At 71.6% G+C, this 12615-nt stretch carries 14 protein-coding genes; 8 read left to right on the top strand and 6 right to left on the bottom strand.

From position 1 onward, the window contains the following. Positions 1-366 precede the first annotated feature (366 nt). Both nhaA and E1288_RS31825 read left to right on the top strand, forming a co-directional pair. Positions 367-1596 (top strand): Na+/H+ antiporter NhaA, encoded by a 1230-nt coding sequence (nhaA, locus tag E1288_RS31830; RefSeq protein ID WP_132491832.1) that lies wholly within the window; start codon positions 367-369, stop codon positions 1594-1596. Positions 1597-1757: 161 nt separating this feature from the next. Beyond that, positions 1758-2261, top strand: coding sequence for a phage holin family protein (locus tag E1288_RS31825; RefSeq protein ID WP_132491852.1), 504 nt, complete (start codon positions 1758-1760; stop codon positions 2259-2261). Between the two features lie 175 nt (positions 2262-2436). On the opposite strand, the gene E1288_RS31820 is transcribed toward E1288_RS31825, so the two are convergent. The 4 genes from E1288_RS31820 to nth form a co-directional block, all read right to left on the bottom strand. Continuing rightward, entirely contained in the window at positions 2437-3621 is a 1185-nt protein-coding gene (locus E1288_RS31820) for a MarP family serine protease (protein WP_132491830.1), read from the bottom strand. A gap of 107 nt (positions 3622-3728) precedes the next feature. After that, the gene (locus E1288_RS31815; RefSeq protein WP_132491828.1) at positions 3729-4439 is read right to left on the bottom strand and encodes an NUDIX hydrolase; all 711 of its coding nucleotides are present in this window, start codon (positions 4437-4439) and stop codon (positions 3729-3731) included. Next, positions 4436-5074: a TlpA family protein disulfide reductase gene (locus E1288_RS31810; RefSeq protein ID WP_132491826.1), complete on the bottom strand. Its 639-nt coding sequence runs from the start codon at positions 5072-5074 to the stop codon at positions 4436-4438. The genes E1288_RS31815 and E1288_RS31810 overlap by 4 nt, the downstream gene beginning before the upstream one ends. Then, positions 5071-5898 (bottom strand): endonuclease III, encoded by an 828-nt coding sequence (gene nth, locus E1288_RS31805; RefSeq protein ID WP_207954668.1) that lies wholly within the window; start codon positions 5896-5898, stop codon positions 5071-5073. The genes E1288_RS31810 and nth overlap by 4 nt, the downstream gene beginning before the upstream one ends. Positions 5899-6142: 244 nt before the next feature. Between nth and E1288_RS31800 the strand changes: the two genes are divergently transcribed. The 6 genes from E1288_RS31800 to dnaN all read left to right on the top strand — a co-directional run bounded on the left by E1288_RS31800 (position 6143) and on the right by dnaN (position 10857). Beyond that, the gene (locus tag E1288_RS31800) at positions 6143-6397 is read left to right on the top strand and encodes a hypothetical protein (protein ID WP_029535541.1); all 255 of its coding nucleotides are present in this window, start codon (positions 6143-6145) and stop codon (positions 6395-6397) included. Positions 6398-6491: 94 nt separating this feature from the next. Further along, positions 6492-7166, top strand: coding sequence for a Crp/Fnr family transcriptional regulator (locus E1288_RS31795; RefSeq protein WP_093267402.1), 675 nt, complete (start codon positions 6492-6494; stop codon positions 7164-7166). Positions 7167-7323: 157 nt separating this feature from the next. Further along, a complete protein-coding gene (locus E1288_RS47310) occupies positions 7324-7620 on the top strand; it encodes a hypothetical protein (RefSeq protein ID WP_165968358.1) in 297 nt (98 codons plus the stop codon). Positions 7621-7717: 97 nt separating this feature from the next. Beyond that, positions 7718-7996 carry a pilus assembly protein gene (locus tag E1288_RS31785; RefSeq protein WP_132491824.1) on the top strand — a complete coding sequence of 93 codons (279 nt, stop codon included), beginning with the start codon at positions 7718-7720 and terminating at the stop codon, positions 7994-7996. Positions 7997-8391: 395 nt separating this feature from the next. Continuing rightward, a complete protein-coding gene (locus E1288_RS31780; RefSeq protein ID WP_408014145.1) occupies positions 8392-9630 on the top strand; it encodes an MFS transporter in 1239 nt (412 codons plus the stop codon). A 126-nt stretch (positions 9631-9756) separates the two neighbouring features. Further along, a complete protein-coding gene (dnaN, locus tag E1288_RS31775; protein ID WP_132491822.1) occupies positions 9757-10857 on the top strand; it encodes a DNA polymerase III subunit beta in 1101 nt (366 codons plus the stop codon). Positions 10858-10860: 3 nt separating this feature from the next. On the opposite strand, the gene E1288_RS31770 is transcribed toward dnaN, so the two are convergent. Continuing rightward, the gene (locus E1288_RS31770; RefSeq protein WP_132491846.1) at positions 10861-11658 is read right to left on the bottom strand and encodes an MBL fold metallo-hydrolase; all 798 of its coding nucleotides are present in this window, start codon (positions 11656-11658) and stop codon (positions 10861-10863) included. After that, positions 11658-12488, bottom strand: coding sequence for an NUDIX hydrolase (locus E1288_RS31765; RefSeq protein ID WP_165968363.1), 831 nt, complete (start codon positions 12486-12488; stop codon positions 11658-11660). The genes E1288_RS31770 and E1288_RS31765 overlap by 1 nt, the downstream gene beginning before the upstream one ends. Positions 12489-12615: the final 127 nt, after the last annotated feature.

Here is a 12615-nt window from a genome sequence, read left to right as displayed (position 1 = left end):
CCAAGACGCGCTCCGGCAAGATCATGCGGCGGCTGCTGCGCGACGTCGCGGAGAACCGCGAGGTCGGCGACGTCACCACGCTCGCCGACTCGTCCGTCATGTCGCTGATCTCCAAGGGCCTGAACAAGTCCAGCGACGACTGACCGGCACGTCCGACGCGCCAGGGGCGCCCTCCCGCACGGAGGGCGCCCCTGTTGCGTTCGCGATCTCTCCGATTCACACACGGCGCTTTGACCTGGGAAAACACCTTCCCAATCTTGTTTGCGCCGACAATCACGTGAGCCGCGGATGTTAGGATTCCGGTAAAGGTGTGCCGGGAAGACTGGTCGGCGTCGCAGTTCGTGCTATCCACGATCGGAGCCGCCAGTGTCGAAAGCAGCCCGCAACCAGCCCCAGCCCGCCAGGTCGGCTCGAACCTTCGACTTCGGCTCCTACCTGCGGACCGAAACCGTCGGCGGCATGGTCCTGCTGGCCGCGACCGCCCTCGCGCTGCTGCTGGCGAACTCCCCCGCGGCCGGGATCTACCACGCGGTCCGCGACTTCGAGATCGGGCCGCAGTTCCTGCACCTGGGCCTGTCCGTCGGCGACTGGGCCAAGGACGGCCTGCTCGCGATCTTCTTCTTCGTCGCCGGACTGGAACTCAAGCGCGAGCTCGTGGTCGGCGAGCTCTCCAACGTCAAGAGTGCGCTGCTGCCCGTGATCGCCGCGATCGGCGGCATGATCGTGCCCGCAGCGCTCGCCTTCGCGATCGGCCACGGCGCGCCCGGCGCGCACGCCGCGTGGGCGATCCCGGTCGCGACCGACATCGCCTTCGCCCTGGGCGTGCTGTCGCTGACCGGGTCCTGGATGCCCACCGCGGCGCGGGTGTTCCTGCTCAGCCTCGCCGTCGTCGACGACCTCGGCGCGATCGTCGTGATCGCCGTGCTGTTCACCGACGGGCTCAGCGTGCTCGCGCTGCTCGCGGCGGTCGTGCTCTGCGTCGTCTACTGGTACCTGCAGCGCAAGCGGGTCACCACGCCGTGGCTGTACGTGCCGCTGGCCGTGGCCACCTGGATCGCGGTGCACACCAGCGGCATCCACGCGACGATCGCCGGCGTGGCGCTCGGGCTGCTCACCCGCGTCCGGCGCGACCCGCACGAGCCGGCTTCGCCGGCGATGCGCCTGGAGCACCGGCTGCAGCCCTGGTCGGCCGGGCTGATCGTGCCGGTGTTCGCGTTCTTCGCCGCGGGCGTGCCCGTGGACGGCGAGGCGCTGGCGGCGATCCGGGAGGACCGGGTCGCGATCGCGGTGATCGTCGGCCTGGTGGTCGGCAAGCTGATCGGCATCTTCGGCAGCTCCTTCCTCGCGGTGAAGCTGGGCATCGGCGCGAAGCCGGAATCGGTGCAGTGGCGCGACATGGCGGCGCTGGCGATGCTCGGCGGCGTCGGCTTCACGGTCAGCCTGCTGATCGCCGACCTGTCGCTGGCCGGCGCGGCGGCGGAACGGGCCAAGGCCGCGGTGCTGATCGCCTCCGCCATCGCATCGCTGCTAGCAGCGGCGGTGCTGCTGCGCCGCGGCCGCAAGCTCAAGAACGGCGACGGCACCGACGACGCCTGAACTCCACGTCCAGCCCCGGGAGACCGCAGTTTCAATTGAAACTGCGGGCCTGAGACCCGGGACGGGGTTTCAATTGAAACTGCGGAACACCTGGCGCCGCGGGTCACTCGCGGGTAACGCACCGCGAGTCGCCCGGTGGCGTGCTGATCGCGCGTGGCACGATGGGGCACGTGAACAGCGCCCAGAAGAGCACCAACGGCAGCCGTGACGGTGCGGGGTGGACTGCGGTCACGTCCATCCCGCTGTCCGAAGAGGGCACTGCTCCCGACGGGCAGTCCATCGGCGCGTTGGTACGCGATGCAACGACGCACCTGTCCACACTGGTCAGGTCCGAGGTCGAGCTGGCCAAGACCGAGCTCGCCGGCGAGATGAAGAAGGCCGTCAAGGGCAGCGTCTACTTCGTCCTCGCGCTGACCGTGCTCGGCTTCAGCCTGTTCTTCCTGTTCTTCACGCTGGCCGAGGGGCTGGCCCAGCTCGGCCTGTGGCGCTGGGCGGCCTTCGGCATCGTGTTCCTGGTGATGCTGCTGGTCGCGGGCCTGCTGGCGCTGCTCGGCTACATGCGGGTGCGCAAGATCCGGGCGCCGAAGCGCACCATCGAGACGCTCAAGGACACCTCGAAGATCGCCAAGCGCCAGCACACCGAGGAAACCCCGGCCGCGTCCTGACGCTCCCGCCGGTCACCGGGCCACGAACCCGTTGATCCGCTGTCGAGCCGGTCGGGAACGCGGTACGCGAGTCGCCATGCGTCGGGGCGGCCCTGACGCGCGGTGCGAGGTGCCGGTTTCGCGCGAAACCGCGCTCAGACCCTGAGCCGGCCGGAGGCCCGTTCCCGCGCGCCGATCAGCTGGTGCAGGGGCCGGTGTCGACCTCCGCGCTCAGGTTCGGGGCCGCCGCGACCTCGTCCGCCACTTCCTTCGCCGTGAGCGCGAAGCCCGTTTCCGGGTCGTCCACCGCCGCTCCGAAGACCACGCCCACGACCTTGCCGGACGGGTCGATCAGCGGCCCGCCGGAGTTCCCGCTCTGCACCCGGCCGCGCACCGTGTACACGTCGCGGACCACGGTGTTCGCGTCGTAGATGTCCGGGCCGCGCAGCCTGATCTGCTCCCGGATGCGGCCCGCCGACGCCGTGTAGGGCCCGTCCAGCGGGTAGCCCAGGGCGATCACGTCGTTGCCCGGGCTGGCCGGTCCCGGCACGAAGGCCATCGCGTCCGCGTCCAGGTCCGGCACCGCCAGGATCGCGACGTCCACGTCCGGCTTGTAGAGCACGACCTTCGCGTCGAACTCGCCGCGACCGATCTCGATCGCCACCCGGTCGGTACCCGCGACCACGTGCGCGTTCGTCATCACCCGGTGCGGCGAGATCACGAAGCCGGTGCCCTCCAGCGCCCGCGCGCAGGACGTGGCCCGGCCCCGGACCTTCACCACGCTGGTCCGCGCGTTGCGCACCGCCTGGCTGTTGGCCAGGGCCATGTCCGGCGGCGCGATCTCCGCGACCGGGGTCTCCGAGAAGGGCTCCAGCGCCTGCGGGAAACCGGACACCCCGAGCATTTCGCGCAGGTCGTCCGGCAGCGCCTTGGCCGAGGCGGGCATCACCGAGTTGACCGCGGTCAGCACCTTCGACCGGCTTATCGCGGCCGCGAGGCCGGGCAGCGCCGACGCCGACGTGAACGGCAGCGCGATCAGCCACGCCACCACGAGCACCGCGACGAACTGCAGGACCGCGCCGAGCGCGTTGTCCACGCCGGTCAGCTTCGGGGAGGTGATCCGGTCCCGCAGTTCCCGGCCGGCCCACATGCCGAAGGTCTCGCCGAAGGCGACCAGCAGCACCACGATTCCGACGCCGAAGGCGAGGCGGGCGACCGGGCTGTCCAGGCGGTCCAGGATCAGCGGCGCCACCTTGAGGCCCACCACCGCGCCGATGAACACGCCCAGGAACGAGAACAACGCGGTGACCAGGCCGCTGCGGGCCCCCGACACCGCGGCGAGCAGCGCCAGCAGCACCACCAGCAGGTCGACCCAGTTCACCCGCTCACCTCAATCTCGCCGACGATCGGCGGCGCACCACGGTCCCACAGCCCGTCCTCGAAGCGGTCCCGCGCGTGCTGGAAGACGAGAACAGGTTCTCAAACCGTTCACGAACGCCCGAAGCCGATGTCCTCGGCCTCCTCTGCGGCCCGCCACGCCTCGTCGAGTTCACGCACGTCGGCGCGGTTCCAGCGACGCGACCAGCCGGCCAGGTCCAGCAGCCCCGACAGCAGGCCGCCGGTGAAACCCCACACCAGCATCCCGGGCACCAGGAACGCCGGGCTCGCGTGCCGACCGGTCAGCTCCACCCGCAGCCGGTTCGCCGGATCGGTGAGCCAGGAGATCGGCACCCGGGCCACCGCCGCCGTCTCGCCGAGGTCCACCGGCGAGACCGGGGACGGCTCGGCCCAGTGCGCCAGCACCGGGGTCACCCGGAAGCCGCTGTGCGCCACGTGCAGTTCCGGCAGCGTCGCCACCGGTCGGACGCCCTCCGGCCGCAACCCCACCTCCTCGACGGCTTCCCGCAGCGCGGCATCGACCGGCCCACGATCGACATCGTCGAGCGAGCCACCCGGGAAAGCAACCTGGCCGGGATGCGAGCTCAGCCCGTCGGCGCGGCGCAGCAGCAGCACGTCCGGGCCGTCGACGCCCTCGCCGAAGAGCACCAGCACCGCGGCCGGGCGGGCCTCCACCGGCGGGTTCTCGCGCGGCCAGCCGAAATGCCCCGGATCGAGGTCGGCGGACCGCTCGACCAGGCCGCGCAGCCAGTCGGGCAGCTCCGCCGGGTCGACCAGCGGGCCCGTTCGCCGCGGGTTCACCGGGCACTTCCCAACGTCCGGTCAACGGCGGCTCGGATCTCCTCCGGGCTCTTGAACGCGACCGGCGGATCGATGCGGCGCACCTCGCCGGAGGCGGTCACCACGTAGCTGATCGGCAGCACGTTCGGCGCCTTCAGCGCGGCCCTGATGCGGTTGTCCCCGTCATGCACGTTGGGGAAGTGAACGCCCAGCCGGGTCAGAAGGTCAAGACCGTCCGCCGGATCGCTCTGCACCTGGACGCCCAGCACCCGGATCGCGCCCGGCTGCTCGGCGTAGGCCTGCAGCGCGGGCAGCTCGGTGCGGCACGGCGCGCACCAGGTCGCCCAGAGGTTGATCAGCGTCGGTCCACCGGCGACGGCGGAGCCCGCGTCGGCGGGCCGCCCGTCTGCCAGGCAGCTGCCGGTGATCCCGGCCAGCTCCGCCGGGCCGCCTTCGGCCGCCGGGCAGGGCTGGAGCGCCGCCGCCGCTCGCTGCGCGGGGTCGATGGCGCGGGCCGCGGGCGGCGGAGCGGGCGCGGCGGTCTGTTCCTGCTGCTGGTCGGCGTCGCGCGGCCAGAGCGCGATCACGCCGACCACGGCGAGCACGAGCACCACGATCGTCCAGCGGATCTCGTTGCCGTAGGCGCGCAGGTTCACGCCACCGGCTCCTTCGCCGCGGCCTGTTCGACGGTGCTCTCCGGGACCTCGTCGACGACCCCGGCCAGCGCCAGCAGCCGCGGCGTCTCCGGGCCGCGGACCAGCTTCGCCGCCGGGACGGGTTCGGTCGGGCCCAGCCCGTAGGACGGGCAGTCCTTGGCCAGCAGGCAAGCTCCGCAGGCGGGCTTGCGGGCGTGGCAGACGCGGCGGCCGTGGAAGATCACCCGGTGCGAGAGCATCGTCCACTCCTTGCGCGGGATCAGCTCGCCGATGGCGTGCTCGACCTTGACCGGGTCCTCCTCCGCGGTCCAGCCCCAGCGCCGGACCAGCCGTCCGAAGTGGGTGTCCACCGTGATGCCCGGGACGTCGAAGGCGTTGCCGAGGATCACGTTGGCCGTCTTCCGGCCGATGCCCGGCAGCTTGACCAGCTGGTCCAGCTTCCGCGGCACCTCGCCGTCGTACTTCTCCACCAGCGCCGCGCCCAGGCCCATCAGCGACGCGGCCTTGTTCCGGTAGAAGCCGGTGGAGCGGATCATCTCCTCCAGCTCGGTGCGGTCGGCCCCCGCGTAGGCGGCGGCCGTCGGGTACCGCCGGAACAGGGCCGGGGTGACCTCGTTGACCCGCTTGTCGGTGCACTGGGCGGACAGGATCGTGGCGACCGCCAGTTCCAGGGGCGTCTCGAAGTCCAGCTCGCAGTGCGCGTCCGGATACGCCTCGGCCAGCGCCCGCAGCATCCGGCGGGCTCGCCGGACCAGCCCCAGCCGGGTCTCACCGCCCGAGCCGGCGGTGGCACTCTTGCGCTTGTTCCGAGCCAGGTCTGACACGCCACCAGACTACGGATCCGATCGCCTCGGCCAACCGGCCGCACCGGCGCGGCTCCGGCCGCCAGGGCGTGTCCGGACGCAAGAGGCCTTGCGCGTCCGGATAGGCTGCGCTGCGACACGGTCCGGGCACCCCACCGGACCATGGGCACCGACGGTCACCAAAGGTGGTCGGATCGTCACGCTCGCCGGGAACCCGACCCCGGTTGCACCCGCCCCGAAGGTATGAGCGAGGATTCAAATCATGATGGCTGCCTGGTTCGTCATCGTCGTGCCGCTCGTGATCATGTTCTTCACCCTCTTCATGGAGCGCGTGGAGGCTCGCCTGCGGCACGTGGCGGTGCAGGAGAACGAGGTGGAGGAGCTGCTGGAGAACGCTCGCCCCGACGAGGTGCGGGCGCTGTTCCGGCAAGGTATTGGACGCGCGCTGGAGTTGTTCCAGCTTCGCAGGGTGGGACGCGCCGGTAGACTACGTACTCGCCGTTCCCGCGACCAGTCTTAGAATTTACTGGTAGTGATCGGCGGCACACCGCTAGATTCGCACTCGCGGGTCCGGCACCACAGACAGCCGCCGCGTCTCAACATGGAGGGACGAGGTGGACGAGACACTGGCCCGGGCCGGCATCTTCCAGGGCGTTGAGCCGGCCGCGGCAGAGGCACTGGCCCAGTCGCTGGAACCGGTCGAGTTCCCGCGAGGACACGTGATCTTCGCCGAGGGCGAGCCGGGGGACCGGCTCTACATCATTCAGTCCGGCAAGGTGAAGCTCGGACGCAAGTCGCCGGACGGCAGGGAGAACCTGCTGGCGATCATGGGCCCGTCGGACATGTTCGGCGAGCTGTCCATCTTCGATCCGGGGCCGCGCACCTCGACGGCGACGACGGTCACCGAGGTCCGCGCGCTGAGCATGGACCGGACGGCGCTGCGGCAGTGGATCGCCACTCGCCCGGAGATCGCCGAGCAGCTGCTGCGCGTGGTCGCTCGCAGGCTGCGCCGGACCAACGGCATGCTGGCCGACCTCATCTTCACCGACGTGCCGGGCCGGGTCGCCAAGGCGCTGCTGCAGCTCGCACAGCGGTTCGGCAGCCAGGAGGCCGGCCTGCTGCGGGTCACCCACGACCTGACGCAGGAAGAGATCGCGCAGTACGTCGGCGCATCGCGGGAGACCGTGAACAAGGCGCTGGCCGACTTCGCACACCGCGGTTGGCTGCGGCTCGAGGGCAAGAGCGTGCTCATCCTCGACCCGGAGCGGTTGGCCCGCCGCGCCCGCTGACACCAGCGACGCCGCGAACTGACGCGCGTCGGCCGACGGGTCCGGGGTTCGTTCCCGGGCTCCTCAGTCGACGCGCGTTTTTTCGTGTCCGAAAGCAACCCGCCGGACACCTGCCCCGTGTAAACCTTGATCGGTTGACCGACAGGGTGGGGGCGACATGCACTGGATCGGCTACGTCGGGGCGGCGATGCTGCTGCTCCTCGGGATCGCGATCATCTGGGACCAGATCAAACGCCGGCCTTCGCGGCGCCGCGCGCGCATGCAGCGCAACCGCAACTACGCCGCGCGGCGGCGGCTCAGCTCGACGAGCAGCAGCGGCGCCGTCGATTCCGGCACCACCTGGCACCACGGCGACTCGGGTTGGGGGCACGACTCGGGTGGCGGCTGGGACTCCGGCGGCGGCAGTGACTCTGGCGGCGGCGGTGGCGACTCCGGCGGCGGCGGAGGCGACTGAGATTCCTTCACTTTTCGTGTCCGGGTCGCAACCCTGAGCTGGCGACGCGCGTCCAACCTTGGACCGAGGACCGGACCGAGCTGAGGGGATCGAACAGGTGGAACCGGCCTTAATCCAAGCATTGGTCCTGGTTGCCGTGGTTGCGGGCGCCGGGCTGGTCATGGCGGCGGTCATCGCCTCCACGTCCAAGGACGACGGGCGTCGTCGTTCTTCCGGCGTGACCGCGACCTACATCGACTCGAGCGATTACGGCAGCAGCGACAGCGGGAGCGGCTTCGGCGGCGAGTGCGGCGGCGGCTTCAGCGGCGGCGACAGCGGGGGCGGCTTCAGCGGTGGTGGCGACGGTGGCGGAGGCGGCGGTGGTGGCGGCTCCTGACGCCCGCGCCTGCTCTTGATGCATGTGAAGGGGCTGGGCGCCGCCCCCGACGCGGCGCTCCAGCCCCTTCACATGTGCGTGGTTCGTCCCCCGACGACCAACCACGCTCCCCCGATCCTCCGATGCGTCGGCCCCGAATCCTTGGCACCAGAGGAAAGCTCTCTTGTCGAAGATGCTGGACGGCCGGTGCCACCAGCAACCCCTCTCACCTTCCAGGACGCAGCCACCCTCGGCCCGGTTGCAGAGTTCACCCGGATTGCGTAGCCGCTCTTTTAAGAGTGTGCCCTGTTTCGGCGCCGAGCGAACCGGGTAGAAGGTCCTTTTCCGGCGCGCGTGAGGCGAATTACCCGAAACCGAGTTGGTACTGTCGTACCACAATTGGAATACTGGTTCGCGTGTCCCAATCCATGTCCCTCACCGACTACCGCACCGCCCTGACCGCCCCCGGCGCCCGCGGGCCCGTCATCACCTCGCTGCTCGGCCGCCTGCCGATCGCGATGGTGGGCCTCGCCCTGATGCTCTACGTGCAGCGCCAGACCGGGTCGTTCGCGGCGGCCGGACTGGTGTCGGCGGGCGCGCTGATCGGCGTCGCCTGCGGCTCGGTCGCCCAGGGCCGGGTGATGGACCGGGTGGGACCGACCATTCCGCTGTACGTGATGTCCGGCGTGTTCGCGACGCTGGTGGCCATCGAGGTGGTGGTCATCGAGCTGCACGCCCCGGTGGCGCTGATGGCCGCGCTGGCGTTCCTGGTCGGGATCAGCGAGCCGATGGTGGGCCCGGCGTCGCGGGCGCTGTGGGGGCGACTGCTGCCGCCCGGCCCGGCGCGGGACGCGGCCTTCTCGTACGAGGCGATCAGCATGGAGGTCTTCTTCATCCTCGGCCCGGGCCTGGCCGGACTCATGGTCGCGATGCCGTGGCCGGGGACCGGGGTCGTCGTCGGTGCCACGTGCATGGTCGTCGGCAGCGTCGGCTTCGCCACCACCCGCGCCGCGCGCAGCCACCGCCCGGAGCCCATGCCCAGCGGCGGCGGGAGCCTGCTCGGGGCGATCGCCAGCCCGGGGATGCGGACCGTGGCGCTGGCCGCGCTGGGCTTCGGCATGCTGATCGGCTTCATCGAGGTCGGGGTGCCCGCGGCCGCGGTGGAAGCGGGGCACCCGACGGCCGGCGGCCTGCTGCTGAGCCTGCTGTCGGTCAGCTCGGTGATCGTCGGCGTCGCCTACGGGCTGCGCCCCTGGCCGCGGCCGATGCACCTGCGGCTGCCTGCGCTGCTGTTCGGCTTCGCCGCGCTGCTCACGCTGCTGGCCGTGCCGTCGACGCTGTGGGGCCTGTGCCTGGCGCTGCTGGTGGCCGGCAGCCTGATCACGCCGCAGTCCACCGCGCATTCGGTGGCGATCGAGATCGCGGCGCCCGCGGGCACCGCCACCGAGGCCTTCGGCTGGGTGGTCACCTCGGTGACGCTGGGCGCGGCCATCGGCCAGTCGGTCAGCGGGCAGCTGGTCGAGATCAGCGGCCCGGCGGCGTCGTTCCTGACCGCGAGCGCGGTCGGCGTCGTCTTCGCCGCGGTCCTCTGGCTGCGCCGCGGCACCCTGGTCCCGGCCGCCTCCCGCGCCGACCTCTCCCTCGCCGCCAAGTAGCCGTTCTGCCTGGTCAGGGCTCGTGAGTGGTTTGGAGTGCTATGGCGCTCCAAACCACTCACGAGCTATCACCTGCGGAAACGTCGTGCGGCTCGGGCTGTCGGTGCTGATGGCTAGCTTGCGCGCATGGACCTCGACGTCACCTCGGCGACCCGGACGCTCGCGTACGCCGCCAACGATCTTGTTCGTCTGCTGCGTGGCCGGGTGCTCGACCCGGTGCTCAGCGGCGTCGTGCTCGAAGCCAACGCACACGGCTTCGTGCTCGCGGGCACCGACCGGGAACGCAGCATGCGGGTGAGCCGCAGCGCGAGGACGCACGCCGAAGGCCGTGTGCTCGTGCCCGGCCGTCCCTTCGCCGAGACGTTGCGCAACATCGACAGCCCTGAAGTGCGGCTCGTCGTCGAGGGCCGCAAGCTCGCGCTGCGCACACCGAATGCGCGCTTCGCGCTCCCCCTGCTCGACCTGCCGTCCCATCCCGGCGTCCGCGAGGCTCCGCCGCGCGTCGGCGTGCTCGACATCGACGTCCTGCCGCTGGCCGCTGTCGCGGCGTCCACCGCGTCGCGTGACGATGCGCTCCCCGTGTTCACCGGCGTGCACGTCAAGCAGCTCGGTGAGCGGTTGGTGTTCGTCGGGACCGACCGGTTCCGGATGGCGGTGGCGAGCGTGCCGTGGGAATCCGAGGTGGCCGAGCTCGACGTGCTGATCCCGGCGAACCTGCTCGCCGAGATCGCCAAGCAGGCCGACGACGCCGAGGTCGTGCTGCACGCCGACGCGGACCGGGTCGGCATGAGCTGGCCGACGACCGAAGTCAGCAGCACCGTGCTGGACGCGCCGTTCCCGAGCGAGGCGCGCCACCTCACCGACGCCTTCGACGGCACCGTCGACGTCGCGGCCGCCGACCTCGCCGGGGCCGTGCGCCGGGTGACGCCGTTCGCCGGGGCGCAGGGCACGCTGCTGCTGGAGGTCGGCGACGCCGAGGTGCGCGTGCGCGCGGCCGACCAGCAGTTCGGCGACGCCGAGGAGGCGGTCAAGGCCACCACCAGCGGCGATCGCATCACCACCGCCTACCAGCCCCGATACCTCTCTGATGCGCTGCAGGCGTTCGGCACGCAAACCGTCCGGATCGGCCTCCGCGCGGGCAACCGCCGTTCGACGGTGATCACCGGCGCGGAGCCGGACCCGTCCGGCGCCGAACTGCACTACGTGCTGATGCCCAAGCGGACCTGACGGTCAGCCCCGGAGCTCGCCCTGTTCTCGCAGGTAGGCGAGTTGGGCTTGGACCGTCCACTCCGCTGCGGGCCAGACCGAGCGGTCGACATCGGCGTAGACGACCTCCACCACCTGGCGGGGCGTGACCTCCGGCCCTTGGTCGCGGACGGCCGCGCGGACCTGGTCGAGGCGCTGTTCGCGGTGCTTCAGGTAGGCCGTCGCGATCGCCTGGGCGTCGGGCAGCTCCGGGCCGTGGCCGGGCAGCACCCGCAGGCCCGGCGGCAGCTCGGCGAGCAGGCGCAGCGACGCGAGGTAGGAGCCGAGGTGGCCGTCGGGCTGCGCCACGACCGTCGTGCCCCGGCCCAGGATGCTGTCGCCGGTGAACACGGCCGGTTCGTCGTGGTCGGCGATGAAGCACACCGAGTCGGCCGTGTGACCCGCCGTGGCGACCACCCGGAGCTCCACGCCGCCGGCCTTGATGACCTCGCCGTCCCGGAACGCCTCCGCGCCCCGGCACAGCGCCGGGTCTAGCGCGCGCACCGGTGCCCCGGTGAGCTCGACGAACTGCTCGACGCCGTCGGTGTGGTCGCCGTGGTGGTGCGTGAGCAGCACCAGCGACACCGGGCCCTGGTCGGCGACCCGGCGCAGGTGTGCGGCGTCGTCCGGGCCCGGGTCGATCACCACGCAGTCGCCCGCGCCCGGATCGCGCACCACCCACGTGTTGGTGCCTTCCAGGGTCATCGGCGACGGGTTGTGCGCGAGCAGCACCGACGCGTACGGGGTGACCTGGCGCAGCGTTCCGTAGGCCGGGTGCTCCATCACTTCGCCTCCTCGAATCCGGGTTCGCCCGGCAGCACCGCGTGCCACCGGTCGTTGCGGCGCACCAGCTTCGGCATGACCTTGGCGAGGGTGCGCTCCGCGGCCAGCGCCGCGGGCAGGCTGCCGCACTCGGCGAGCTCGCCGAGCGTGACGCGGGTCGGCGGGAGCAGGTGGCAGCGGCCCGCCTCGAAGTCCGCCAGCGCCTGCTGCGGGGTGGACCAGTACGCCTCGGACGCCTCCGAGGTGACCGCGTCGGCCCGCTGCCCGGCGGGCATCGCGGCGAGGAAGAACCGCGTGTCGTAGCGGCGCGGCTCGCGCTCGGGCGTCACCCAGTTCGCCCACGGGCGCAGCAGATCAGCGCGCAGCACCAGCCCTTCATCGGCGAGGAACTTCGCCAGCGACATCTCGCGGGAGACCAGCGCAGCGCGGGCCCCGGCGTAGTGGCTCGTGTCGCCGACCACCGTCGTCGGGTCCGGCCCGGCCAGCAGCACGCCGGATTCCTCGAACGTCTCGCGCACGGCCGCGCACACCAGGGCGCGGGCCACGTCCTGCGTGCAGCCGAACCGCTCGGCCCACCAGTCCGCGTCCGGTCCGCTCCACGCCACCGACGCGTCCGCGTCGCGCTGGTCGACGCCGCCACCGGGGAAGACCGTCATGCCGCCTGCGAAGGCCATGCCCTTCACCCTGCGCTGCAGGAACACCTCCGGGCCCGCCGAGCCCTCCCGGAGCAGCATCACGGTGGCCGCATCCTTGGGCGCGGCCGGCTGCGCGGGGAGCTCATCGGGCACGAATCCCGTTGGCAGGACGCGATCTTCGGGCAGTTGCACCATGCGGGCCACCCTATGCCGGAAAACCACTAGAAAGTGATTCCAGAATTGATTTTTCGCACGGAGAGCGCAGCGCCCCGGCCACCCGACCGTGGCATTCGGACCCCCAACTGCAGTAACCGCGATGGGT

Origin of the sequence: Saccharopolyspora elongata (genome assembly GCF_004348985.1) — a bacterium.
GTDB classification, from domain to species: domain Bacteria; phylum Actinomycetota; class Actinomycetes; order Mycobacteriales; family Pseudonocardiaceae; genus Saccharopolyspora; species Saccharopolyspora elongata.
Note: the sequence above shows the minus strand (reverse complement) of the source record. Positions and strands in the feature narration are given on the sequence as shown.

Excerpts from the sequence above, each read along its gene's own strand:
- E1288_RS31825 (WP_132491852.1), top strand. The coding sequence starts at position 1,758 with ATGGGGCACGTGAACAGCGCCCAGAAGAGCACCAACGGCAGCCGTGAC.
- E1288_RS31800 (WP_029535541.1), top strand. The coding sequence starts at position 6,143 with ATGGCTGCCTGGTTCGTCATCGTCGTGCCGCTCGTGATCATGTTCTTC.
- E1288_RS47310 (WP_165968358.1), top strand. The coding sequence starts at position 7,324 with ATGCACTGGATCGGCTACGTCGGGGCGGCGATGCTGCTGCTCCTCGGG.
- dnaN (WP_132491822.1), top strand. The coding sequence starts at position 9,757 with ATGGACCTCGACGTCACCTCGGCGACCCGGACGCTCGCGTACGCCGCC.
- E1288_RS31770 (WP_132491846.1), bottom strand. The coding sequence starts at position 11,658 with ATGGAGCACCCGGCCTACGGAACGCTGCGCCAGGTCACCCCGTACGCG.
- E1288_RS31765 (WP_165968363.1), bottom strand. The coding sequence starts at position 12,488 with ATGGTGCAACTGCCCGAAGATCGCGTCCTGCCAACGGGATTCGTGCCC.